This window comes from Streptococcus sp. C150 (assembly GCF_000187445.1).
GTDB lineage: Bacteria > Bacillota > Bacilli > Lactobacillales > Streptococcaceae > Streptococcus > Streptococcus raffinosi.
The window spans coordinates 145,377-168,389 of record NZ_GL698450.1 but is presented as its reverse complement, the minus strand read 5'-3'; the positions used below and the strand labels follow the sequence as shown (position 1 = coordinate 168,389).

At 40.0% G+C, this 23,013-nt stretch carries 23 protein-coding genes; 3 read left to right on the top strand and 20 right to left on the bottom strand.

Translation table 11 applies throughout. The features are described from left to right. Window positions 1–87: 87 nt before the first annotated feature. The 6 genes from dnaI to HMPREF0848_RS08150 all read right to left on the bottom strand — a co-directional run bounded on the left by dnaI (window position 88) and on the right by HMPREF0848_RS08150 (window position 5,674). Complete coding sequence (gene dnaI, locus HMPREF0848_RS08175; protein WP_008535900.1) at window positions 88–990, bottom strand: primosomal protein DnaI; 903 nt, start codon at window positions 988–990, stop codon at window positions 88–90. Between the two features lie 3 nt (window positions 991–993). After that, complete coding sequence (locus tag HMPREF0848_RS08170) at window positions 994–2,169, bottom strand: DnaD domain protein (RefSeq protein ID WP_008535898.1); 1,176 nt, start codon at window positions 2,167–2,169, stop codon at window positions 994–996. Continuing rightward, window positions 2,166–2,645, bottom strand: coding sequence for a transcriptional regulator NrdR (gene nrdR / locus HMPREF0848_RS08165; protein ID WP_002889188.1), 480 nt, complete (start codon window positions 2,643–2,645; stop codon window positions 2,166–2,168). The genes HMPREF0848_RS08170 and nrdR overlap by 4 nt, the downstream gene beginning before the upstream one ends. A 121-nt stretch (window positions 2,646–2,766) precedes the next feature. Beyond that, a complete protein-coding gene (locus HMPREF0848_RS08160) occupies window positions 2,767–4,296 on the bottom strand; it encodes a HAMP domain-containing sensor histidine kinase (RefSeq protein ID WP_008535896.1) in 1,530 nt (509 codons plus the stop codon). After that, window positions 4,293–4,982 carry a response regulator transcription factor gene (locus HMPREF0848_RS08155; protein WP_002883757.1) on the bottom strand — a complete coding sequence of 230 codons (690 nt, stop codon included), beginning with the start codon at window positions 4,980–4,982 and terminating at the stop codon, window positions 4,293–4,295. The genes HMPREF0848_RS08160 and HMPREF0848_RS08155 overlap by 4 nt, the downstream gene beginning before the upstream one ends. A 155-nt stretch (window positions 4,983–5,137) precedes the next feature. After that, on the bottom strand, window positions 5,138–5,674 hold the full coding sequence (locus tag HMPREF0848_RS08150; RefSeq protein ID WP_008535894.1) for a DUF177 domain-containing protein: 537 nt from the start codon (window positions 5,672–5,674) through the stop codon (window positions 5,138–5,140). Between the two features lie 324 nt (window positions 5,675–5,998). Between HMPREF0848_RS08150 and rsmG the strand changes: the two genes are divergently transcribed. From rsmG to HMPREF0848_RS08135, 3 genes are all read left to right on the top strand, one after another. Then, window positions 5,999–6,712, top strand: coding sequence for a 16S rRNA (guanine(527)-N(7))-methyltransferase RsmG (rsmG, locus tag HMPREF0848_RS08145; protein ID WP_008535891.1), 714 nt, complete (start codon window positions 5,999–6,001; stop codon window positions 6,710–6,712). 69 nt (window positions 6,713–6,781) lie between these two features. Further along, window positions 6,782–8,146, top strand: a complete 1,365-nt coding sequence (locus HMPREF0848_RS08140; protein ID WP_008535889.1) for a TrkH family potassium uptake protein — start codon at window positions 6,782–6,784, stop codon at window positions 8,144–8,146. Between the two features lie 38 nt (window positions 8,147–8,184). Next, on the top strand, window positions 8,185–8,856 hold the full coding sequence (locus tag HMPREF0848_RS08135; RefSeq protein WP_008535887.1) for a potassium channel family protein: 672 nt from the start codon (window positions 8,185–8,187) through the stop codon (window positions 8,854–8,856). A gap of 88 nt (window positions 8,857–8,944) precedes the next feature. On the opposite strand, the gene HMPREF0848_RS08130 is transcribed toward HMPREF0848_RS08135, so the two are convergent. The 14 genes from HMPREF0848_RS08130 to HMPREF0848_RS08065 form a co-directional block, all read right to left on the bottom strand. Continuing rightward, window positions 8,945–9,775, bottom strand: a complete 831-nt coding sequence (locus tag HMPREF0848_RS08130; protein WP_008535885.1) for an energy-coupling factor transporter transmembrane component T family protein — start codon at window positions 9,773–9,775, stop codon at window positions 8,945–8,947. Further along, window positions 9,768–11,453, bottom strand: coding sequence for an ABC transporter ATP-binding protein (locus HMPREF0848_RS08125; RefSeq protein WP_037609358.1), 1,686 nt, complete (start codon window positions 11,451–11,453; stop codon window positions 9,768–9,770). Before HMPREF0848_RS08125 ends, HMPREF0848_RS08130 begins: the two co-directional genes overlap by 8 nt. 68 nt (window positions 11,454–11,521) lie before the next feature. After that, a complete protein-coding gene (locus HMPREF0848_RS08120) occupies window positions 11,522–12,067 on the bottom strand; it encodes an ECF-type riboflavin transporter substrate-binding protein (protein WP_002889196.1) in 546 nt (181 codons plus the stop codon). A 9-nt stretch (window positions 12,068–12,076) separates the two neighbouring features. Then, entirely contained in the window at window positions 12,077–12,925 is an 849-nt protein-coding gene (locus tag HMPREF0848_RS08115) for an SAM hydrolase/SAM-dependent halogenase family protein (RefSeq protein WP_008535880.1), read from the bottom strand. Between the two features lie 152 nt (window positions 12,926–13,077). Beyond that, window positions 13,078–14,286 carry a serine/threonine transporter SstT gene (gene sstT, locus HMPREF0848_RS08110; protein ID WP_008535875.1) on the bottom strand — a complete coding sequence of 403 codons (1,209 nt, stop codon included), beginning with the start codon at window positions 14,284–14,286 and terminating at the stop codon, window positions 13,078–13,080. Between the two features lie 123 nt (window positions 14,287–14,409). Then, window positions 14,410–15,102 (bottom strand): methionine ABC transporter permease, encoded by a 693-nt coding sequence (locus HMPREF0848_RS08105; protein WP_008535868.1) that lies wholly within the window; start codon window positions 15,100–15,102, stop codon window positions 14,410–14,412. Further along, window positions 15,102–16,169 carry a methionine ABC transporter ATP-binding protein gene (locus tag HMPREF0848_RS08100; protein WP_008535867.1) on the bottom strand — a complete coding sequence of 356 codons (1,068 nt, stop codon included), beginning with the start codon at window positions 16,167–16,169 and terminating at the stop codon, window positions 15,102–15,104. Before HMPREF0848_RS08100 ends, HMPREF0848_RS08105 begins: the two co-directional genes overlap by 1 nt. Beyond that, window positions 16,162–17,535, bottom strand: a complete 1,374-nt coding sequence (locus tag HMPREF0848_RS08095) for a M20/M25/M40 family metallo-hydrolase (RefSeq protein WP_008535866.1) — start codon at window positions 17,533–17,535, stop codon at window positions 16,162–16,164. Before HMPREF0848_RS08095 ends, HMPREF0848_RS08100 begins: the two co-directional genes overlap by 8 nt. Before the next feature lie 62 nt (window positions 17,536–17,597). Beyond that, the gene (locus tag HMPREF0848_RS08090) at window positions 17,598–18,500 is read right to left on the bottom strand and encodes a MetQ/NlpA family ABC transporter substrate-binding protein (RefSeq protein WP_008535865.1); all 903 of its coding nucleotides are present in this window, start codon (window positions 18,498–18,500) and stop codon (window positions 17,598–17,600) included. A gap of 164 nt (window positions 18,501–18,664) precedes the next feature. After that, on the bottom strand, window positions 18,665–19,528 hold the full coding sequence (locus HMPREF0848_RS08085) for an amino acid ABC transporter substrate-binding protein (protein WP_008535864.1): 864 nt from the start codon (window positions 19,526–19,528) through the stop codon (window positions 18,665–18,667). A 169-nt stretch (window positions 19,529–19,697) separates the two neighbouring features. Next, window positions 19,698–20,414 carry an ABC transporter ATP-binding protein gene (locus HMPREF0848_RS08080; RefSeq protein ID WP_008535863.1) on the bottom strand — a complete coding sequence of 239 codons (717 nt, stop codon included), beginning with the start codon at window positions 20,412–20,414 and terminating at the stop codon, window positions 19,698–19,700. Window position 20,415: 1 nt separating this feature from the next. Next, window positions 20,416–21,195 carry an energy-coupling factor transporter transmembrane component T gene (locus tag HMPREF0848_RS08075; protein ID WP_008535861.1) on the bottom strand — a complete coding sequence of 260 codons (780 nt, stop codon included), beginning with the start codon at window positions 21,193–21,195 and terminating at the stop codon, window positions 20,416–20,418. Continuing rightward, the gene (gene cbiM / locus HMPREF0848_RS08070; RefSeq protein ID WP_008535859.1) at window positions 21,192–22,169 is read right to left on the bottom strand and encodes a cobalt transporter CbiM; all 978 of its coding nucleotides are present in this window, start codon (window positions 22,167–22,169) and stop codon (window positions 21,192–21,194) included. The genes HMPREF0848_RS08075 and cbiM overlap by 4 nt, the downstream gene beginning before the upstream one ends. A 3-nt stretch (window positions 22,170–22,172) precedes the next feature. After that, window positions 22,173–23,012, bottom strand: coding sequence for an urease accessory protein UreD (locus HMPREF0848_RS08065; RefSeq protein WP_008535853.1), 840 nt, complete (start codon window positions 23,010–23,012; stop codon window positions 22,173–22,175). Window position 23,013: the final 1 nt, after the last annotated feature.

The window sequence follows — 23,013 nt, the reverse complement described above, 5'->3', positions numbered from 1 at the left end:
AACAGGGATTCCTTTCTTCGTTTAGCAACCTTACCTTCCACAAGTAAAGCAAAATCAATCATTTTTTTATCATTTATTGGGGTCAACTTAACGACGATTAACGCCTCTCAAGTGAACCTCTTTGGCTAGAAAACGGATTCGCTCCATGACACGTTTAGCCTGCCATGTTTCGTCTCCCTGACGTCCATTAGATAGCTTAGCTTCTAGGTCCACAAAGCTATAGTTAGATGTGAAGAAGGTCGGTAGCTCCTCAATCATGCGGTACTGGAGGATGACCTGCAAAACATCGTCTCTAATCCAAGAAGAGAACTGCTCTGCACCAATATCATCTAAAACCAAGACTTCTGCTTCTTTTACAGCATCAATTTGTTCCTTAACAGAACCATCTTTAATACCATTTTTAACATCAATGGTAAAGGATGGGTAGTGGATAATGGTCGTAGCAACCTTCTTGGTCTCTGAAAGTTCATGAGCCATGGCAGCCAACATAAAGGACTTTCCAACTCCCATGTCACCATAGAGGTAGAGACCCTTTTGATCTGGACTTGGATAATCAGCCACAAACTCTACAAGACTCTCATAGGTATCAACACGAGCCACATCGTCTAAAGCAATATCCGCAAAAGTAATCTTACGATAAGATTGAGGGAGACTTACCAAGTTAATCCGATTGGCAATAGCCTGTTGCTCCTGCTGCTCTTTGAGCTGACGTGTCTCCTTATAAGTCACATCAGCGTAGCCCTCATTCATGGTTAGAATTGGCTCATACCCCTTGGCAATGTAGGAGACATCACCTTCTTTGACCTTACGGCATTCCACCAAGAATTGATTAAACTTAGGGAGACTACGCTTGATTTCATCCTGACTTAAGCCATGCTCTTGAATAAAACGTGCCACTCTTGGATCTGCCAAGATTTGCTTGGTTAAATCTGTTGCATTAGCAGACCCGTAATGACCCGCTCGGTTGAGGGTTTGTCCAACTCTTTCCATGGGCTACTCCTTTCCTTTTTCTAGTTTAGCCAAAGCACGACGTCTAATTTCGTCCAATTTGGCTTGATCGGCCTGGCTGGTCTGATTGTCATAATTAGGATCACTCCAGCTCGGCACATTTGTTTTTTTCTTAGCATCAGCCTTAGTTTGCTTTGATTTCTTATCGTAACCACTACGCAAAGCTAAAAGCCCTTGTTCAGCACTGATAATCTTCTTAAAGGCAAAATCATTAGCAAGTTTAGAAATATACTCTCTATTCACATTGGTTGAATGTGTCCTACCCAAACTATAGGCAACCATGAGATTGATGACCTCATCCATAAAGCCTCTTTGTGCCAAGTCTGTGAGAATCTTCTTCTCAGAATTAGTCACAGCACCACCAGGACCCTTGGCACCTTGTAGATAATCTATAGGTTTTTCAGACCTGACCGCCTTAAGAATCTTTTCTTCAGTCTCCGTCAAAGCAGAGTCACCACCTAATTTTTGAGCTTGTGCCTGCTCTAATTGCACCTGCATACGCTTGACAATAATCTGATGGTTTACAGCTGTTTTTTTAGCCAAGAGATAGGTATCATACCAATTCATATGATGAATTTCAGACAATTTATAGATTTCAGGCACATCTGTCTTTTCATCTGTAAAGACAAGACCATCGGCCTGCATCCGATTTCTGAAGCTAGTTAAATCAAATGAATTCTTAGGCTTGATGTCTGACACGGTCTTTTGAGCCAAACGCTCATCTGTAAAGACATCTGAAAAACGTTTGGATAAATCTTGCAAACCGTGTAGACTTGCCGGTTTTAAAGCATCTACTGATGGTTCGCTAATTTTTTGTTCCAAAAGCGAGCTGTAAACCGCATGCTTGAGGAATTGCTCAATGGATAAAGGAGACTTAAGCTCAACAACATAAATTCCTTGGGGTGATTGATAGAAGGCTAAAAGATCCACCGCTGTCAGGACGGCCAGAGCCTCCTTGAGGGGCTGCATGCCAAAATTGAGGTGATTCAAAATAGCCGCAAACTTATGACGGTGATTTCCATTGTCATAGAAAGCCACAAAATACTGGTAAAGAGCGTAACCCTCACTCCCAATAATGGGGTAGTAGCAACGCATTAAACTTGCCTGATCGGGAACGATAACCTGATTGCCAACATAGACAAATTCTTCAATAGGTCTCATTTTTTAGACTCTTTTTTCGCACGTACTGTCTTGGTGATTTCTTGAAGTAACTCTTCAATTTCATCAACATCTTTGAAAGAACGGTAAACACTGGCAAAACGGACATAGGTAATTTCATCAAGGTCAGCGAGTTCTTTCATGACTAAATTCCCAATAACCTCGCTATCAACCTCTCCATCATGGTTGCGGCGAATGTTTTGCTCAATCCGAGTGATAGCATTTTCAATATCCTCACTAGAAACTGGGCGTTTTTGTGCACTCATCAAGATACCATTGAAAATCTTATCACGAGAGAATTGTTCACGCGTACCGTCTTTTTTGACAACTAAAAGTGGAACTTCCTCCACACGCTCAAATGTTGTAAAACGAGTGTGACACGTATCACACTCCCGACGACGACGGATGGTATTCCCATCCTCTGCCTGACGGCTATCGATAACACTAGATTTATTATGTTGACATTTTGGACAACGCATGCATTTCACCACCAATCTTCGAAATTCGGTACTCTATTTTACCATAAATGCACGTAAAAAGCACGCCCTAAGCTAGGACATGCTTATGAAGAGAGTCGCTATAGCACTCATTTTTTCTTACTTAAAGTTCAAGTTGTGGTGACGTAGTTTCTGCCTCTGCAAAAGGAATATAGAGGTCGAAACGTGTACCGACACCCAATTCAGAACTAACTTCAATACGGCATCGGTAAGCTTCCACAATTTGGTAAAGGATTGATAAACCAATACCCACACCAGATTGAGTTGTAGTACGATTACGTGCCTTGTCTGAACGGTAGAAGCGCTCAAAGATATGTTCGATGTCCTCTTTAGAAATTCCTTCACCATTATCTTGTACCTGTACCAGCATTTCATTTTCCAGAGCTTTAATTGTTACCTGGATTTCCTTGTCAACAGGTGAATACTTGACGGCATTATCAATCAAAATTGTGATAGCCTGTTCAAAGTGTTGGCTGTAAATCTGTGCTGGACGCTCAGAACTTTCAAAATCATTGAGATAGAATTGGTAATCTTCATGCAAAACACGGAAGTTCCCAATAACCGTACGAATTGAAGAATTCAAATCACAAGTGTCATTTCTGTGATTCTCAAAGGATCCCTTAACTCGGATAGAATCCAACATATCATTGATCATAATGGTCATACGGTTGGCCTCATGGCTTGCAGCCTCAAGACTTTCTTCCAAAATCTCAGGGTCATTTTTACCCCAACGTTGCAAGAGGTCCATATGTCCCTTGATAACGGCAATCGGAGTACGCAACTCGTGACTCACGTCACTCAAGAAGCGCATCTGCATCTGATTATTTTCTTGGATTTTATCCATCATACGGTTAAAGTTAACCGCCAAATCACCAATTTCATCATGACTTTCAATCTTAGAACGGAGCTCCAAATCGCTTGGTGAATCGGTGATAACCCCCATAGTCTCGTGCAACTGTCTCATCGGACGAAGAATAGATGTCAAGACAACGACAGTCGCTGCGATGACCAAGACCGTCATCCCTACTTCAAGGAAAATCAATAAGAAAATCAGACGCTCTTTGAGGGCATAATAGAATTCCAAATCATGGAAGATTTGGGCATAACCAACTATTGTCTTTTTATCTTTACCATAAATCGGAACCTCTAGCAAGAAGCCACGTTTTCCCTTATAAGACACTGACTTTAGTTTGTTAACCTCAGACATGCCTGGTGGAGAATCTGTATTCTCCTCAGAGGTAAAGATAAACGTTCCTTTTTTGTCATAAACAAAGACTGACTGATTTGAATAGAGTTTATTAGAAATCGCAACTTGGCCATCTAGAGAATGCTTTTCAGAAAGCACGCCATTAATAATTGATGCATAGATATTTTTAGGCGAATAAAGGGCAGCTAAGAGCGGTTCTGGACTTAATTCTTCATCAGAATCCCAGTCTTTTTCAATGTATGTAACAACCTTTGAGATGGTAGCATTTACATTTTGACGTTCACGTTGTAAAAGAAGCGTATTTGCTGAAAAAACAACAACGAGGGTGAACATCGATAATACAAGAAAGAAGACCACAGCAGTTGTCATGGTCAACTTTTTTCTAATGGTTACTTTACCGAATAATTTATCTTGTAATTTACTCATTTTTCACGAATAACATAACCCATGCCTCGTACCGTTTGAATATATGATTCTTTGCCTGGAACATCAATTTTTCCACGCAAGTAACGAATATAAACGTCTACAACGTTTGTTTCGATAGCATCATCATATTTCCAAACTTGAAGTAAAAGTTCTTCACGGGTCATCACTTGGTTCATATTGCTCAAAAGTGTGTTCAACAAATCAAACTCACGTTTTGTCAATGGGATAGCTTCATCACCACGTACAACTGTACGGTTTTGAACATCTAATTTCAAGTCACGGTAAGTTGACGCTTTAGCTGGTGCATTCTTAGCAGCTTCAATATCTTGACGACGGAAGGTCGCACGAATACGTGCCAAAAGTTCTTCAATCGCAAATGGTTTTACAATATAGTCATCAGCACCACGATCCAATCCGGCAACGATGTCCATGATTGAGTCGCGAGCTGTCATCATCATAATATAAGTATCTTTTTCCTGTTGGAGACGACGAGTTACTTCAAAACCGTCCATCTCAGGTAACATAAGATCCAAGAGAATAAGATCGAAATCTTTCTCAAGTGCCATTTCTAGTCCTTCACGTCCGTTGTCTGCTGTCACAACGTCGTATCCTTCGTGTTGAAGTTCTAACGAGACAAAACGAGCAAGGTTTTTCTCATCTTCAACAATCAAAATGCGTTTGCTCATAATAAGTATTTACCACTTTCTTAAATTTTTTTGACTTCTATTTCCCTTTAAAAGTCTGTCGATTTATTTAGCAAATAAATCTGAAAATTAACTTCTAATGATATAATAATATACAGTTTTAAAATTGTCAAACATTTTTAGTTTATTTTTTTGAATTAATTTTCATCAAATAGACCATTCAATTGGGCAAAAGGATTACTTGCCTCTTTTTTCTCTTGTTGGAGGGCTGCATATTCCTCTTCCGACAGGACTTCCCAGTCATTTCCTGAAAGAGAAATTTGACCTTTCTCTTCTTCTGGTGTTAAGACTTTCATAGGAATATTAAGAAGAATATTGTCCAATATACTCTCATCTAGATTAATGGCATCACCATCCAAGATAAGAACCAAGTTTTCTTCGACTAATTCCTTCTGTAGAAGGGCATCTGCCTCTTGAATAAAGGTCTCCGAGACTGGATAGTTAAAACTAAGCGTTACAGGCTCAAGAGAACGGCTAGATGGTAATGTAATATTATAAGCTAATTGATAATCCAAAAGGTACAATCCATTATCATAGACTACCTGTCCACTTGCTTGAATCTGTTCAAGATTTAAAACCTGATTATAGCGTTCTTTAATAGACTCCAAAAGTAAAGGTGCTTCGTTAAAAGCAAGCCCTTCTGGAGACTTTCTAACTTCTGAAAGATAAATCATTGTCAATCCTCAAACTAAATTTCCCCACGGGGAGTGATTTTTAATCCACAAGACCATAATCCCCCACAACCGCCTTTCATTAAAGCAACTATATTGTCACTTTCTTTTAAGCGAGTAATTATGATTTTAGACTTAATTAGTATTATATCAGATTTTTAAGAAAAAATAACACCTTAAATATTACATATTTCTTAAACTTAGAACTTCTTTAAAAGATAATGAAAAATACGTTTGCTCCTAATGTTCGCTCATTTTTGGTGTTAGATGAAAGGCCTTAATTATGGTAAAATAAGAGCATTGAAACTATTTAAAAGGAATATAAAAATGACACCTGAAGATTTTTACAAGGCTCTACAAGAAGAGGGATTCAATCTGAGTCAGCAGCAAAAAGACCAATTTCAACGCTATTTTGAGCTATTGGTAGAATGGAACGAAAAAATCAATCTTACGGCAATCACTGATAAAAACGATGTTTACCTTAAGCATTTCTATGATTCGTTGGCTCCCGTTCTGCAAGGACATATCAAAAATCAAGATATTCGACTCTTAGATATTGGGGCTGGAGCTGGTTTTCCAAGTCTCCCTATGAAGATTCTTTGTCCTAAGCTTGAAGTGACCATCATTGATTCTCTTAATAAACGCATCAATTTTCTCAATCTCTTGGCAGATGAGCTGCAACTTAGCGGTGTTCACTTCTATCATGGACGTGCCGAGGATTTTGGTCAAGATAAGTCCTTCCGTGCTCAATTTGATGTGGTGACTGCCCGTGCTGTTGCACGTCTGCAGATTCTCTCAGAATTGACCATTCCTTTCTTGAAGGTTGGTGGACAACTCATTGCACTTAAGGCTGCAGCGGCCGATGAAGAATTGGCTGAAGCTAAGAATGCTTTGAACCTCCTTTTTGCCAAACCTATTCTCAACGATAACTACCATTTACCAAATGGTGATGGGCGTCATATTACCATTGTCGAGAAGAAAAAAGAAACTCCAAACAAGTACCCTCGTCGTGCTGGAATGCCTAATAAGAAGCCACTATAACGTTCATCCAAGGATGTTTTTGATTCCTTGGATTATTGTTTCCCCTTATGGTAAATTTGGAGGTTTTCATTGATTAATCGTTTTTCTGTCACTCAAAGACTTGTGCTTAGTTTTGTCTTTGTCATTCTGGTGGGAAGTATCTTACTTAGTCTTCCCATTAGTCACTATGCTAATAGTCCAGAAACAAACTATCTAGACCATCTTTTCAACACGGTATCAATGGTCTGTGTGACTGGACTTTCTGTGGTTCCTGTTAGTAAAGCTTACAATGGTTTTGGTCAAATTGTCTCCATGCTTCTCATGCAGACCGGGGGTCTTGGGCTAGTCTCTTTGATTGCTATCAGTACCTACAGCCTTAAAAATAAATTGGGCTTGAGCGATCAAGATCTCCTTCAATCTGCACTCAGCAGGGACAATCAAAAAGATTTAAAATCCTATCTTTTCAAGGTCTATAAAATAACTTTTTCCATTGAAGCTTTAGCGGCACTAGTGATTATGACTGATTTTATCCCTCGCTTTGGACTTGGTCACGGCATTTTTAACAGTCTATTTCTAGCGGTCTCAGCTTTTTGTAACGCTGGTTTTGATAACTTAGGAGCTAACAGCCTACAAGACTATGCGACCAATCCAACAATAAACCTTGCTGTCGCAGGTCTCATCATGTCTGGAAGTTTGGGTTTTGCAGTCTGGATTGATTTGATTCAGTTATTTAAGCGTTATATCAAGAATCGTCCTAGAAACTGGAATTTAGCTTGTAGACCCCTTAGTAATCAAAGCCGTCTTGTGCTTATTAGTACAGCTTGTATCCTCTTGATGGGGACCTTGTTAGCTTGGCTACTGGAAATGGATAATGTTAAGACTATCGGTTCTCTCAACGTTTGGCAGCAACTTATGGTCAGTTTCTTTCAAACTGTAACCATGCGTACCGCTGGCTTCGCAACGATTTCCTATACCAAGGCCGATTTCTCTACTAATCTTCTTTTTATGATTCAGATGATTATCGGTGGTGGACCTGGAGGAACTGCGGGTGGTATCAAGGTGACAACTGCCTCCATCATGTTCCTACTTTTTAAGTCAGAGCTATCTGGTAACTCGAGCGTTGTTTTTCGAAATCGTATTATATCTAATAAGACTGTTTTGCAAGCATTCACAGTTATACTCTTTTTCCTAACAATGCTCTTTGTCGGCTATGTTATTCTGCTTGAAACCAATCCAAATCTCTCACCACTGGCCTTGCTATTTGAGAGTGTGTCAGCTATTGCCACAGTCGGTGTGTCTATGGATTTGACTCCTAGTCTTAATACCATAGGGCGCTTTGTTATCATGGCTCTCATGTTCATTGGTCGTGTCGGTCCCATCACTGTTCTCTTGAGTTTGATGACCAAAAAAGAGAAACAGGTTTCCTACTCACCAACTGACATCTCTGTTGGCTAAACAACCAATTCATTAACAAAATTCTGAAAGGATTCTACATGAAAACACAAATTATCGGCGTCCTCGGTTTGGGGATTTTTGGACAAACCATCGCAACCGAACTTTCCACTTTTGGCCAAAATGTCATTGCCTTAGATAACAATCCTAAAACCATTGATTCTCTAGCAGATCAGGTGACTAAGGCTGCTGTGGGGGATATTACTGACATTGATTTTCTTCGCTCGACTGGTATTGAGAGCTGTGATACCGTTATTATTGCTACAGGGGAGCATCTGGAGTCTTCAGCATTGGCTCTTTTGCACTGTAAGAAGCTAGGGATTAAACGTATCATTGCTAAAGCTAAAAGCATCAATTACGAAGAGGTTCTCTATGGTATGGGAGCCAACCTCGTCATTACACCCGAACGCAGTACGGCAAAAGAACTGGCTTCCAACATACTCCGCTATAACATTTCAAATGTCTTTCATCTAGAGGATGACGTGGCTTTAATCGAGCTTAGGATTCCTCATGAATGGGCAGGAAAATCTTTGCACACCTTGAATCTCCGAAAAACTTACAACGTCAATGTCATTGGTTTTAGAAACGATGAAAATGGAAAACTAAACACTCATTTTGACCCTACGAAACAGCTGCCTAATGAAGGAACTATCCTAGTCGTTGCTGACAATCGAACACTAGAAAAATTTGATTATTTGGGGTATTTGAAATAACAGAAAAACGTTCTAATCTTGTTCACAATGAACAGGACTAGAACGTTTTTTATTGTTGCAAAAATCCATACAATCTTTAACCTTAATATCATAACCAAGGATTGTAAAAGCGACCCTGATTCAGGAAAATCAATCCTAGACTAATCCCTAACAGCAGAAACGCTAATAAGATTACAAGATAATCTTGCTTAGTCAAAGATTTATGAACATACCAGGTACGTTTTTTATAGCGACCAAAGCGACGTAATTCCATAGCTGTCGATATGGTATCAATACGCTCTAACGAAGAAAAAATTAATGGAAGAACGATTTGTAGATTCCCACGAATGCGCTTAACCAGACCTGCCTTTTTCGACAAATCTAAGCCACGCGCTTCCTGGGCCTTGCGAATCGTAAAAAATTCTTCTTGAACATCTGGAATATAACGCAATGTCAAACTAACGGAGTAGGCAAATTTATAAGGCAATCCAATCTGATTAAGACTAGCTGCAAACTGACTCGGATGGGTAGTCATCAGAAAGAGAATGGCAAGAGGAACCGTTGAAAAATACTTAAGCAAGAGATTAGCAAGATAGAAAATCTCCTGACTGGTTAAATAAAAGCGGCCCCATCCTTCAACCAATACGGTCTTAGCACCATAAATCTCCTCACCATAGCTAGGATCGAAAAGATAAACCATGACTAAGTTAAAGAGGGCAACAGCTCCAATGATTTCAACAACAAATGAAACATCTTTCCATCGAATATTAGCTCGCTTGAAAAGATAAATAGATAGAAAACCTATTACTAATATAAATCTAGGATCGTAAGTTGCCATACAAGCAACTGATACTAAAATGAAGAAAATCATTTTACTTGCACCAGATAATCCATAAAGGAAACCTTGACCTGATTGATAACCAATTAAACGATTAGACATAAGGGCCTCCTTTGTTAATTTTATCAATATAATACTCTGTCACGTCTACTGGATCACAGGACAATTTCTGACCCAAGGTATAGAGTGATGTCTGTTTCAGATTAGCTGCCTCCAACAGGTCGTGCTGATTGAGGATGGCGACAGGATTATCATCTGCGATAATCGCACCATCAACGACAACCAAACAACGATCACTGTATTCCAACATAAGTTGCATGTCGTGGGTAATCATTACAATCGTATGGCCTTGCTGCTGAAGACTGTCAAGGAAAGTCATGATATCCGTATACGTTTGGTAATCTTGACCAGCCGTTGGCTCATCTAAGATAATGATTTCAGGTTTCAAAACCAAGATAGAAGCTATAGTCACACGCTTTTTCTGACCAAATGATAGGGCAGAAATGGGCCATTTACGAAAACTATAGAGGCCACAGGTCTTCAAAACCTCATAAACACGCTCTTCAACTTCTGACTCGTCAACACCTCTCAAACGTAAACCTAAAGCTACTTCATCAAAAATCATAGCTTGACTAATCATCTGGTTAGGATTTTGTAAAACAAACCCGATACGTTCTGAACGCTCAGCGATGCTATCCTGGCTAATATCCTGACCTTTATAAATCAGCCTGCCGTGACTAGGGACAAAGCCACATAAAGCCTTGGCAAGCGTTGACTTACCAGCTCCGTTTTTACCAACAATTGCTAGACGCTCACCCTTTTTCAGACTAAAGGACAAATTCTCAATTATAGGTAGGTTATCTCCGTAGCCAACTTTAAGTTTCCCAACCTCTAAAATAGGAGTTGTTTGACTTTCAGATGGAACCTTTCTCGTTCTGTCCGGCAAGCTTAAACCAGACAGGTCCAAAGTTTCTAGTTGGCTGAGTTGCTCTGCACTTTTGGTGTTAAATCCCAACTGACGTAAAACCGTCACATAGAGGGGTTCACGAATACCATTATCCAACAAGAGAGTAGTTGATAAAAGCTCATCTGGGCTACCGTTAAAGAGGAGTTTCCCATCATTGACCAATAAAACACGGTCAACAGGACGATAAAGAACATCCTCCAGACGGTGCTCAATAATAATCGTCGTGGCTCCTACTTCCTTGTGAATTTTATCAATAAGGGCAATCGTTTCTTGGCCCGATTTAGGATCCAAATTTGCCAACGGCTCATCAAATAAGAGGATCGGACTCTCATCAATCAAGACCCCAGCTAGACTGACCCGTTGTTTTTGTCCACCTGATAAATCTTGAGGACGATGACCCAAGAGAGAACTCAAATTCAAACGTTCGGCCCAGAGAGCCACCTTATCTTTCATCTTACCTTGATTGACACAATCATTTTCCAAGGAAAAGGCCAAATCTTCAGCTACCGTCAATCCAATAAACTGACCATCTGGATCCTGTAACACCGTAGATACCAATTGAGACCTATCATAGATTGATTGATTGAAAATGTCTTGGCCGCCTATAGTCACCTGCCCCTGCGCTTGACCTTTGTTAATGTTAGGAATGATACCATTAAGACACTGGGCCAGGGTTGATTTTCCACTACCAGACGGGCCTAAGATAAGTACTTTCTCACCCTTGGCAATATCAAAACTGATATTTTTGATTGTAGCTTCCGCTTGCGCATCATATTGAAATGTAAACTGATTAAAACTAATGTATTTATCCATGTTTCTACTAAAAAAGAGAGGGCTTATCAAAAAAATCTTGACAAGCCACACTCTGCTATAAATTATTTCTAGTCTTTAGTAAGACTACCTGATTGTGTACGTGAGTGGGCGTAAATTGCAAGTAGAGCCGTTCCTCCAACTGCAATTGTAATAAAGTTTGCCAATCCAGCAACAAAACCTTGAGCATAGAGGTAAGACCATTCTTGCGCAAATTGGATTTTATCACCGATTGGTGTCACAACACCATACGCAATAATAAGAGATAAGAGTTGGATGAGGTTAAACCAAATCATATTTCCAAATGTCAGAACCCCTTTTGTTGCATCGTATTTTTTACGAAATAGACCAATGACAAGACCTATAACACCACTAGCAAGAACCCAAGCCCATGAAATACTTCCGTATTGGATACCATCCTTAAGCGCATGACCAATGAGGCCCATGAAGAAACCTGTGATGGGGCCAAATATTACTGAAAACAGAGCCTGAACTGCATATTGCAGTTGGATGCTAGTATTCCCAAAAATAGGAATGTTAACAAACATACCAATGATAATAAAGAGTGCTGCACCAATACCTGTCGCAACTACTGTACGAATTGAATTATTTTTCATAATTTTACTTTAATCTCCTAAACGTTTAATTTCAATGTGCCAGTTAGATCCTACACCGACATTATAAGCCTTGGCAAAAGACCCTTGGTTAATGGCTAGTCCCACACGATAGAGGGAGTTGATATAAATAATGGGTTGACCAATACGAACATCCGCAAAAGATTTTCCATAGGTAACTTGGTTTTGGTAGACCAACATATCATTGTTAAAGATGGTCACTTCGAAACGATCACCAAAGTTTGGTTCCAAAGCGTAAAAGTCATCACGTGTGATTGAGGTCCAAAGCGATCCGAAACGGACGTCTAGAATGTCAATCGCACCACGAACTAAATGATCTTCTATGATGGTTTCAACCACTGGAAGTTCTAGAATTTTCTCCACAGGTAACTCGGGTCCAACATCTTCAAAACTGATATGACCAGAGGCTAATCTGGCACCTGTATAAGCATAAACATCACGTCCGTGGAAGGTATAAGATAGCTCGGTATTACTACGGCGGTTCTCAACCTCTGAAATTTCTCGAACAGCCACGATACCAACATTCTTTTTAATATAAGAAAGTGTGCCATTGTCGGGAGTAACGATATATTGCCCAGTCTTAGTCAGAGCAACCACACTTTTTCGTGACGATCCGACACCAGGGTCAACTACGGATACAAAAGTTGTCCCTTTCGGCCAGTATTCAACGGTTTGAAAGAGACGGTAGGAAGCTTCAAATGTGTTATAGGGAGTGATGTCGTGGGTTAAGTTGTGCACTCCTAGGCTTGGCTCTTCTTGTAAAGCCACACCAATCATGGCCGAAACAGCACCATCAACCAAACCAAAATCCGATTGAAGTACTAATAGATTATTAGTCATAAATATCTCACCCTTTTCTATTAGAGACGTTTATTTTACCACATTTTATGGGTATTTTAAAGATGACAAATCCTTGAGCTAGCTATAGTCTTTGCCTATGTTGACTACATAACCTCAAAAAGTCAGCCCCAGAGGCTGACCTTCTTTATTATCTAAGCCTTATTCCAACGGCTTTTTTCTGCTACTGCTGTAAAGAGAACATCTGTTGACGAGTTGAGGGCCGTTTCACATGAGTCTTGGATGACACCGACGATAAAGCCGACACCGACAACCTGCATGGCCAGATCATTTGAAATACCAAAGAGGCTACATGCTACGGGGACCAAGAGAAGGGAACCTCCTGCAATACCTGAGGCACCACAGGCAGAAATAGCTGACACTACACTAAGAATAAGGGCTGTCGCAAAGTCAACCTCAATTCCCAAAGTAGTCACTGCAGCCAGTGTCAAAACATTAATTGTCACGGCTGCCCCTGCCATGTTAATTGTTGAACCCAGAGGGATAGAAACTGAGTAAGTATCAGGATTCAAACCAAGGTCTTCACACAATTGAAGGTTGACGGGGATATTGGCAGCTGATGAGCGGGTAAAGAAGGCAGTAATCCCAGAATCTTTCAGACAACGGAAAACCAATGGGAAAGGATTCTTGCCCATCATCACAAAGGCAATGGCTGGATTGACCACCAAGGCAACAAAGGCCATAGTACCAACCAGAACAAGGATAAGAACTCCATAATCTGCCAAGACGCCAATACCATTTTCAGAAATCGTATTAAAGACAAGACCAAGAATACCAAATGGTGCTAGGTTAATAATCCAACGCACGATTTGAGAGGTCACCTCAGCCAAGGTATTAAGCAATTCTTTAGTGTGTTGACTGGCTGTTCGCATAGCAAAACCAAAGACAACAGCCCAGACCAAAACCCCAATATAGTTGGCTTGAGCCAAGGCATTAATAGGATTATCCACCATCTTAAGCAATAAATCCTTAAACACCTCACCAACCCCCTGAGGTGCACTTGCTTTGGTAGCTGCGGCTGCTCCCAATTTCAATGAAATTGGAAAAATATAGTGGGAAATCACAGCTGTCAAAGCTGCAGCAAAGGTTCCAAATAGGTAGAGAACAATTACCGTCTTCATGTTGCTTTGTTGGCCTTCACGTGTTTGGGAAAGGGCATTGGCAACCAAGGCAAAAACCAAGAGGGGTGCAATGGCCTTCAAACCACCAACAAACATATCTCCCAAGAGACCAATAACTGTAATCTTAGGAATAAGCAAACCAAGCAAAGCACCGATTACCACACCAATGGCAATACGCTTTATCAAGCTGGTTCTATTCCACGTTGAAATAAAACGTTGCATAACTCATTAACTCCTTTTATGTGGTTAACAAAACCACAAAACATTCATTGACTTCCATATTATGATATATTTCTCAAATCGTCAAGACATGAAAAAAGCCTGTTGAAAGCAGGCTTTCCACTCTTATTTATGACTCAATTTACGAGTTAAGAAGTCACCGACAAATTGGATAAGGAAGATCAAAATCAGGATCAACAAGGTTGCCAAGATAGTGACGGAAGTATTTGAACGGTTGTATCCATAGTAGATGGCAATATAACCAAGACCACCTGCACCGATGGCACCGGCCATAGCAGTTTCACCAACGAGTGAAATCAGGGTCACGGTTGATACACAAACCAACTCAGGTAGACCTTCACCAAGGTAAACCTTAATAGTATCCCAAAGAGTCGCACCACTAGCTTGTGCTGCTTCAATTACCCCACGGTCTAAGTCTGCAAGTACCACCTGTACTTGACGGGCAAAGAATGGGAAGGTTGCCGCTGACAATGGAACCAAGGCCGCTGTCATCCCAAGGTTAGTCCCTACGATGAAGTAAGTAAAGCCTTTCAAAATCGCTAGGAGGATGATGAAAGGAATGGCACGAAAGATAGAGGTCACCTTATCTAGGATTTGGAAAACAAATTTATTTTCAATAACCCCACGAGGTCCTGTCAATACCAAGAAGAGTCCCATAACCAGACCAAGAAGTCCCCCAATGATGAAGGAAATCACGGTCATATAAAGAGTTGCGTAGATGGCATCTGGCCAAGAGTTAACCCCTTGCATACCGATACGATAAATATCTGGAAAGTTTTGTTGAATCCAATCTGCCATTATTGGGCTCCTTTCTTAAGTACCTGCAAGTTAACACCTGCATTTTCAATCGCTTTTTGCGCTGCAATAACCTTGTCAGAATCGCCATCCAAAACAACGACCAATTCACCAACAGGTGTATCACCGAGAATTTCAACATTTCCATAAAGGATATTACTTGAAACACCGTAATCTTTGAAGATTTCAGTCAAGAGTGGCTCATCTGTCGAAGAACCAGCGTATTTAAGTTGAACAAGAAGAGCTGAACTTGGCAAGTTTTTAACCAAAGGTTGCGCATTAATCTTAGTCAAAGCATCTTCAATTCCCGCTGCAGTTTCAATAAACTCTTGTGTCAAATCTTCTTGTGGATTTGAGAAGATATCAAGGACACTGCCTTCTTCCAAAAGTTGACCATTTTGCATGACAGCTACACGGTTACAAATATCTTTAACAATTTGCATTTCGTGGGTAATCATAACCACTGTCAAACCAAGTTTCTTATTCAAATCTTGCAGAAGTGAAAGAATTTGCTTAGTCGTTTTAGGGTCAAGGGCTGATGTAGATTCATCTGAAATCAAGATTTCAGGATCGTTGGCCAAGGCACGGGCAATCGCTACACGTTGTTTTTGTCCACCTGACAATTGTGCAGGATAGTTTTCGGCACGGTCAGCTAAGTCAACCAACTCCAAGAGGCCACGAACTTTTTTGTCCTTTTCTTCACTGCTTAACTTAGAGTGGCGGAGAGCAAAGGCAACATTTTCATAAGCTGTTTTCTGAGCCATTAAGTTAAAGTGTTGGAAAATCATCCCAATTGTTTGACGTTTTTGACGCAACTCTTTTGTCGTTAATTGGACCTTACCATCTGCAAAAGTCACATCCTTACCGATAGTGATTTGACCAGCTGTAGGCACTTGCAAAAGATTAATAGCACGCACCAGGGTAGACTTCCCAGCCCCTGAATAACCAACAATTCCGTAAATATCACCTTTTTCAATCTGGATAGACACATCTTTAACCGCTTGGATAGTGCGGCGTTTCTGTGTAAAGGTGATATCAATATTTTTCAAATCAATAATGACATTACTCATAACTTGCAATTAACTCCTTAATTAGTTCAATGTGGGTATAGTAGTCTGCTAGGCTAACATTTTCATCCCCACCGTGGTCACGGCTATTAGCATTTCCTATACCAAAAGCTGCCATAGGAACACCCAAAGCCTCATAAATCATATGCATAGGTCCAGTACCGGCAGCCGTTGGGAGTACAGCGACACCTTCCTCATAAAAGCCTTTTGCCAACTCAATAACATTGACAATAGCCGGATCAGACATATCGCTACGATAACTTTCTTCACCAAGAGTGAAGGTTACCTTAATACGGTCGAATCCTTCTTTTTTAAGATGGGCCTTGATATGCTCCAAAACATACTCAGGTGTCAAGCCAGGAACCAAACGCATCTCCATTTTAGCTTTGGCTTGCGCTGGTAAGATGGTCTTAACCCCTTGTCCCTGATAACCCGTCGAAATCCCTTCGATAGAAAGGGCTGGTTCAAAGTAATAAGTCTTTAAGAAATCACGGCGGTCACTTTCCAAAATTGGAAGTTTTAGCCCGTAAATTTTTCGAAGGCTGTCTGCATTTTCAATAGCATAGGTCTCAATGAGATCCATCTCACGTTCGTTAGGTTGAATCACTTTATCGTAGATACCATCAATGAGAATCCGTCCCTGATCATCACGCATACTAGAGATAGCATTGAGTAAATACCATGACGCCGATTCAATCACAGCACCAAATTTAGAATGAATATCAACATCGGCACTCTCGACAGACAAATCAAAGGTAATAATCCCCTTGTTGCCACCTGTGATTTCTAGTTGTCCTTTACTATTGCGGTTACCTTGTTCCCAAACCAAAAGATCTGCAGGAAGAAGGTCGTCACGGTATTTTTCCAAATACTTTTCAAGATCAGTTGAAGCAGATTCCTCAGCGCCTTCCATCATAAACGTGATATTAACAGGAAGGTCACCGACCTCTCGAATATATTTACGAAGGGCTGTCAGACGAGCTGTAATATGCCCCTTATCATCATCAACACCACGACCATACATGTAACCCTTACGAACAGTCAAACGAAAAGGTTCATCCGTCCAAGGCTGATCATTATCCGCAGGAACAGTATCATAATGCTGATAAAAGATAATGGTCTTAGCATCCGGATTTGGACTCTTAAATTTTGCCAAGACAAAAGGTGCCGTATAGGTCTCGTCAATCGTCACCTCTGCACCTATCCTTGAAAAGATTTCACCAAGGTAGGCAGCCACATCATAGAGACCAATATTTTGAGCAAAAATAGATTTTTTAGAAATCAAAGTCCGCAAAACTTCAAAATAGTGTTGAGCAGTTTCGTCATTACGGAACTTTTGTAACTGTTCTTCTTCACTAGAAAATGCCATCAAATTCGTCTCCTTCATACAAGACAAAACGGCGTGTTCTCACACGCCCTTCCGCCCTTAGCTTATTTCTTTGAATTAGCTTTCAATTGATCTTGTGTTGGTGCACCTTTCCATGCTGGAAGGTCAACCTTGTTAGAGGCATCGTAAATGGTTTGGGCAACTTCATCATTTTGGTAAGCTTTAATCAAAACTTTGATCGCATCAGCCTTATTTGATTTTTCCCAATCCTTGTTAGCTGCAATGATGTTAACCCAATCTTTCAAATCTTGACTTGGATCTTCTTGGAAGAGGGTTGTATCGTAGTTAACGTTCTGTTGTTGGGCATATGAGTTGTTAACAACTGCTGCATCTACAGATGAAAGAGTTTGAGCTGTTTGTTCAGCTGCGATTTCTTTGATTTCCAATTTCTTTGGATTTTCAGAAATGTTCTTGATTGTTGCCAATTCACCTTTTTTAACATCTAATTTAATCAAACCAGCTGTTTGGAGAAGAGTCAAAGCACGGCTTTCATTTGTACCATCATTAGGCACTGAGATAGTAGCCCCTTCAGGAAGATCTTTCACATCTTTATATTTAGCTTTTCCGTTTTCAGTACCTGAGAAAAGGTGGATAGGGCTAAGAAGTGTATCTGCTGCAGCAACAACATCACCCTTGTTTTCTTTATTCCAGTTATTCAAGAAGTAAATGTGTTGGAAAGCATTGACATCGATTTCACCGTTTTTAAGGGCTTCGTTTGGTTGGTTGTAGTCCGTAAACTCTTTCAACTCAATCGTTACGCCTTTTTCTTTAGCCAATTCTTTGACCTTATCCCATACTGGTTCAGTTGCATCATCCAATGTCATGATACCAACTGTCAATGTTTTATCATCTTTAGCTGACTTGTTACCACCAGCACCACATGCAGCCAAGGCTACTGTTGAAGCGACTGCTAATCCTGCAATTCCAAGAATTTTTTTAAATTTCATCATAAGCTCCTTTAAATTGTTTTAAGTGTAAAACTATTATCCCATAGGATGACAATTGTAGCAAATTGTTTATAATTGTATGAATCTATAGTTATTAGCTATAGCCTATCCTAAATTTTATTTATAAGAAAATGCTGAGAAATATCTATCCTCAGCCTATTTTCTTATTTTTTGCTTGGTACTTTCAAGGCATCTTTAGTTGGGATATAATCTTTATTTCCAAGGAATTTCTCAGCCAATTTAGCCAAAGTACCATCCTTTTGGAGTTCTTCCAAACGTTTATTTACAAATTTTTGAAGGTCTTTTTGATTATCAGCAAACAAGAAGTAAATGTATGGTTGTTGATCAGACTTAAGTTCAATGGTCTTCAAGTTTGTCAACTTATTGTTTTTGATAATTGAATTAACTGTTGGGGCATCAAAGATCTTGAAGTCGTATTTACCTTCATTTAAGTTTGTCAACATTTGTGTAATGTTTTCATTAGTGTAGTTGAGTTCAACTGGCTTATCTGAATGTTTATCATTGAATTCAGTCAATTGAGTAGCTGTTGATGTTCCTTGAACTACCTGTGTAGAGTGACCAGCGATGTCATCATACTTCTTGATTTTACTATCTTTTGGAACCGTCAAGACTGCAGGTGTTGTTCCAATTGGATATGAGAAGAGGTATTTTTGGTCACGTTCTTCTGAGTAAGAGATATTGTTCCCAGCCATTTGGTATTTAGCTGAGTCAAGACCTGTAAAGACTGAAGACCATTCTGTTTTTTGGAATTTCACTTCATACTTGTCAGAGTCTTTGAAGACCGCTTTAGCCACTTCCACATCGTAACCAGTTAATTCACCATCTTTTTCATATGAAAATGGTGCTGTTGTTCCGACCGTTGCAAAATTAACAGTTTCTTTAGCACCAGATGATTTTGACGAAGATGTATCTGAAGATGTATCTTTTGATTTTGAAGAACATGCAGCGAGCAATGCTACTGAAGCAATGGCTACACCTGTGATTCCAAGAATTTTTTTAAGTTTCATAATTGTCTCCTTTGAGATTGATTGTTCTAATTGTAACAAAAATCACTAGTCTTAACTAATACTTAAACATAATCAAGGTGATAAGAAAATCCTATCACTCTGAAGTATCAATTGTTTGACAAAATAAAAAAGGGAGAAAACCAATAACGATTTTCTACCTTTTTACTCATTAGTAATGTGATAAGCGCTCAATCACTTGCTGATTACTGAGAACCTCCCTTGCAGGAAAGAAATCAGCCTTCCCATTCTCAAAAAGAAGAACATCTGCCTTCTCATGATGAAGATGCTTAAAGTGATGGGCTGACATGATAATGGTTTTACCGGCCGAATGAAGCTCATGTAAGAGCTCTCTAAAAAATTCTTCATATTCTTTAGAGAGATTGTTGAAGGGTTCATCAAGAATATAGACATCTGGATTGGTTACCATAATGCTGGCAAAGGCTACTTTCTTCTTTTCACCACCAGACAATTGATAAGGCACTCGGTCCCTTAAATCGTCAATTTTAAGTAAGGTTAGAGTGTCCTCAACACGTTTTGAGACTTCTTCTTCAGTCAAACCTAACTGACGAGGCCCAAAGGCAATCTCATCATAGACCGTACTATTAAAAAGCTGACTATCTACATCTTGAAAAAGAATACCTAACCGACTATAGAAATCACGTTTTTGACGTTTGTCCTTCAACCATTCCCTGACCTCTTTCCCTAGGAAAAGAATACGGCCAGACTCTTCTTGTTTGAAGCCTGTTAATAGACTGATGAGACTCGACTTTCCAGTCCCATTTTCCCCCATCAACATCACATATTGCCCTTGTCTAATCTCCAAATCAAGACCAGTAAAGACCTTTTTTTGTTCATAGGCACAGGCCACTTGATTCAATTGAAACATCTCATCCTCCTAAAAGAATTTGTCCTAAAATTACTACCACTAGTCCAACCAAGGCAAACCAATCCTTCCATGTGAACGACCGTGATGACTTGACATACTCACCAACAAAACAACGCGCTTCCATGGCCTGAGTGAGTTCCTCACCATAACGTATTGCTTTAAGGTAGAGAATTCCCCAGACATTGCTCCCAATTTGGAAACGGTGGTTACCACCATAGCTACGTGCCTCAATTCCTTTAAGCAAGTCCATTAATTGTTTCCCAAAAACATCAATATATTTTATGGTAATATCCAACTGGAGTAGGATAAGGTCAGGAAAATGCAGACCCTTTAAGGCAGCTAACATCTCACTTATCGTACTCGTCTCCGAATAATAGGCAATGGCCAAAGCAATCAAGGGAAGCCTTAAAAGAAAGAGGGTTTGTCCACCGCTAAATAAGAGATGGGGCAGATAAATAATTATAGGGAAGACCAATAATAAAATGGTCTTTTTTAAGGTCCTAACTAAAACGGAATGGGGTAGGAAAGCCACACCAAAACCTAAGACTAAGCCTAGAATCCATAGGACTGTGAGGTTTCGACTAATCCCAACCGAAAAAAGAAACAAGAGGAGAAGTAAAACCTTAGTCGTTGGATGAAAGATGGATGCGACTGGCACAGGATGTGTCTCAAACTTTTGGATAAGAGCTTCCAAATGGTGACGATTTCGGATAAGAAAGCTATTTTTCCCAACTTTAGTCACTTCCGGACGCTCTTCTAACATCCAATCTGGCAGAATCATTTTTCAACCTTTCTACCAAAAATCAAGCGGTAGAGGACAAAGGAAATCAAAACAGCAGACGCAGCACTTAGGATATATCCCAAGACTTCAGGAATTCCTGCAATACTATAGTCAGGGAAGATGGCGTGGAATGAGAATCCATTTAGCATACCTTTGGGCGCTTGAGCTACCACATGATAGTGGGACAATTTTTCCACCAACTCTTGAACATCCCATTCAGCAAAAGCTGTTCCAGTGGCCAATAAACCAAGAGGGGTTAAAATAATCATCGCCAAGATAAACAACAACAAAGGACGAAGCTTTTTGACAGTCGTTTGCTTATTATTCTCAAGATTTAAACGTTCAATGAATTGTTGTACACCTGCTGTGAAAAAACCTTCTACCAGACCAATTAAGAGGTGGGTTACACCCATGACTGGAATCGTCACCGACAATGGGTAAGGATTGTAAAGAGGGTTACCACTGCTGTCTTTAAAGAAAATCGGCTGAATACCAAGTAAAACAGCAACAGTCAGAGCTGCAGCTACAATCCCAATATAACCTCCAAAAAAGCTGGCAATTATCCTGTTCTTTGTCCACTTATTCAAGAGTTTATAAACAGCATAACCTACAAATGGCATAACAACGGCCATACAAAAGGCGTTAGCACCAAAGGCCAAGATTCCACCATCACCAAAGAGCAAGGCCTGCATAGCCAGGGCCACACTAACTGCTAAACAGGAAGCCCAAGGCCCTAACAATATAGCAATTAGCACTGCTCCAACAGCATGGGCACTCGTTCCACCTGGGGCTGGAAGATTAAACATCATGATAAGGAAGGACAAGGAAGTCCCGATTCCCAACATAGGAATCGTTTTTTTATCCGTATCAACTTTAACCTTTACTTCCTTGACGGCCTTATACCAAATAGGCAACATAACTGCCCCCATTGCCGCACAAGTCGTAGGGCTTAGGTAATTTTCAGGAATATGCATTTTTTATCTCCTCATATCATTTTTTCTCAAATTCAAAGGGGTTAATCCATGTATTTCTTGTCTAAAATAGTCTGCACAGGCATAAATGACGCGACGATTATCCTCAGCAGTTTTTCCTAAGATACGTAACACCAGACCTGGGATATCTAAGGATGAAATAGCAAAATCAGACTCTAAATTCAGATCTTCTAAGTGCTTCTGCAAAGCCTTAACAAAAGCCTCGTCAATATTTGGTGACACCATTACCAAACTATTATAATTTCGCCAGCCTTCAAAATAACCAAGTTTAAACATATCTTGTTTCTGAGGCTCTAAGAGGGTCTGATCGCTATAAACAAGCTCATTATCTTGGTAGATTTGTGTCAAATTACGAAAATAATGGTATTGAAACGGCAAATCCTCATGAGACCAACCTGCCGTCACACCATCTGAATAAATCAAGTGGGCAGACTTATCCATATCAATACGACTTGTTTGGAAATAGCGTGATTTCAAATAGGGAATGACTTCATCAGCCATGTACTCCAAATAGCTATTTTCTTCAAGTGTGATGGACGTATGTTGTTGCGTCAACTGTCCTCTTTCACACTTGTAAACATAGGTAGGTGTTTGGGTTGTTACCAAGGCATGAGCATCTTTATTAACATCAATGGTCACTTGATACTGCTCACCCTCGACAAAGCCCCCACCCATATTAATCAGGAAATAGTAAGGAACACCATTGGCATCTGAATTATCCGCTGATACTCGAGAGTTACCTTCTTGGTATTTCTTGTGGGAAATTGTACGACCATTTCGGTTTGAAAATCCAAGATGGACAAAGCCATCGTATGCTTGTGTCATC

Excerpts from the sequence above, each read along its gene's own strand:
- dnaI (WP_008535900.1), bottom strand. The coding sequence starts at position 990 with ATGGAAAGAGTTGGACAAACCCTCAACCGAGCGGGTCATTACGGGTCT.
- rsmG (WP_008535891.1), top strand. The coding sequence starts at position 5,999 with ATGACACCTGAAGATTTTTACAAGGCTCTACAAGAAGAGGGATTCAAT.
- nrdR (WP_002889188.1), bottom strand. The coding sequence starts at position 2,645 with ATGCGTTGTCCAAAATGTCAACATAATAAATCTAGTGTTATCGATAGC.
- HMPREF0848_RS08075 (WP_008535861.1), bottom strand. The coding sequence starts at position 21,195 with ATGATTCTGCCAGATTGGATGTTAGAAGAGCGTCCGGAAGTGACTAAA.
- HMPREF0848_RS08120 (WP_002889196.1), bottom strand. The coding sequence starts at position 12,067 with ATGAAAAATAATTCAATTCGTACAGTAGTTGCGACAGGTATTGGTGCA.
- HMPREF0848_RS08125 (WP_037609358.1), bottom strand. The coding sequence starts at position 11,453 with ATGGATAAATACATTAGTTTTAATCAGTTTACATTTCAATATGATGCG.
- HMPREF0848_RS08105 (WP_008535868.1), bottom strand. The coding sequence starts at position 15,102 with ATGGCAGATTGGATTCAACAAAACTTTCCAGATATTTATCGTATCGGT.
- HMPREF0848_RS08085 (WP_008535864.1), bottom strand. The coding sequence starts at position 19,528 with ATGAAACTTAAAAAAATTCTTGGAATCACAGGTGTAGCCATTGCTTCA.
- HMPREF0848_RS08100 (WP_008535867.1), bottom strand. The coding sequence starts at position 16,169 with ATGAGTAATGTCATTATTGATTTGAAAAATATTGATATCACCTTTACA.
- HMPREF0848_RS08160 (WP_008535896.1), bottom strand. The coding sequence starts at position 4,296 with ATGAGTAAATTACAAGATAAATTATTCGGTAAAGTAACCATTAGAAAA.
- HMPREF0848_RS08170 (WP_008535898.1), bottom strand. The coding sequence starts at position 2,169 with ATGAGACCTATTGAAGAATTTGTCTATGTTGGCAATCAGGTTATCGTT.
- cbiM (WP_008535859.1), bottom strand. The coding sequence starts at position 22,169 with ATGCATATTCCTGAAAATTACCTAAGCCCTACGACTTGTGCGGCAATG.
- HMPREF0848_RS08130 (WP_008535885.1), bottom strand. The coding sequence starts at position 9,775 with ATGTCTAATCGTTTAATTGGTTATCAATCAGGTCAAGGTTTCCTTTAT.
- HMPREF0848_RS08150 (WP_008535894.1), bottom strand. The coding sequence starts at position 5,674 with ATGATTTATCTTTCAGAAGTTAGAAAGTCTCCAGAAGGGCTTGCTTTT.
- HMPREF0848_RS08135 (WP_008535887.1), top strand. The coding sequence starts at position 8,185 with ATGAAAACACAAATTATCGGCGTCCTCGGTTTGGGGATTTTTGGACAA.
- HMPREF0848_RS08090 (WP_008535865.1), bottom strand. The coding sequence starts at position 18,500 with ATGAAATTTAAAAAAATTCTTGGAATTGCAGGATTAGCAGTCGCTTCA.
- HMPREF0848_RS08095 (WP_008535866.1), bottom strand. The coding sequence starts at position 17,535 with ATGGCATTTTCTAGTGAAGAAGAACAGTTACAAAAGTTCCGTAATGAC.
- HMPREF0848_RS08115 (WP_008535880.1), bottom strand. The coding sequence starts at position 12,925 with ATGACTAATAATCTATTAGTACTTCAATCGGATTTTGGTTTGGTTGAT.
- sstT (WP_008535875.1), bottom strand. The coding sequence starts at position 14,286 with ATGCAACGTTTTATTTCAACGTGGAATAGAACCAGCTTGATAAAGCGT.
- HMPREF0848_RS08065 (WP_008535853.1), bottom strand. The coding sequence starts at position 23,012 with ATGACACAAGCATACGATGGCTTTGTCCATCTTGGATTTTCAAACCGA.
- HMPREF0848_RS08155 (WP_002883757.1), bottom strand. The coding sequence starts at position 4,982 with ATGAGCAAACGCATTTTGATTGTTGAAGATGAGAAAAACCTTGCTCGT.
- HMPREF0848_RS08080 (WP_008535863.1), bottom strand. The coding sequence starts at position 20,414 with ATGTTTCAATTGAATCAAGTGGCCTGTGCCTATGAACAAAAAAAGGTC.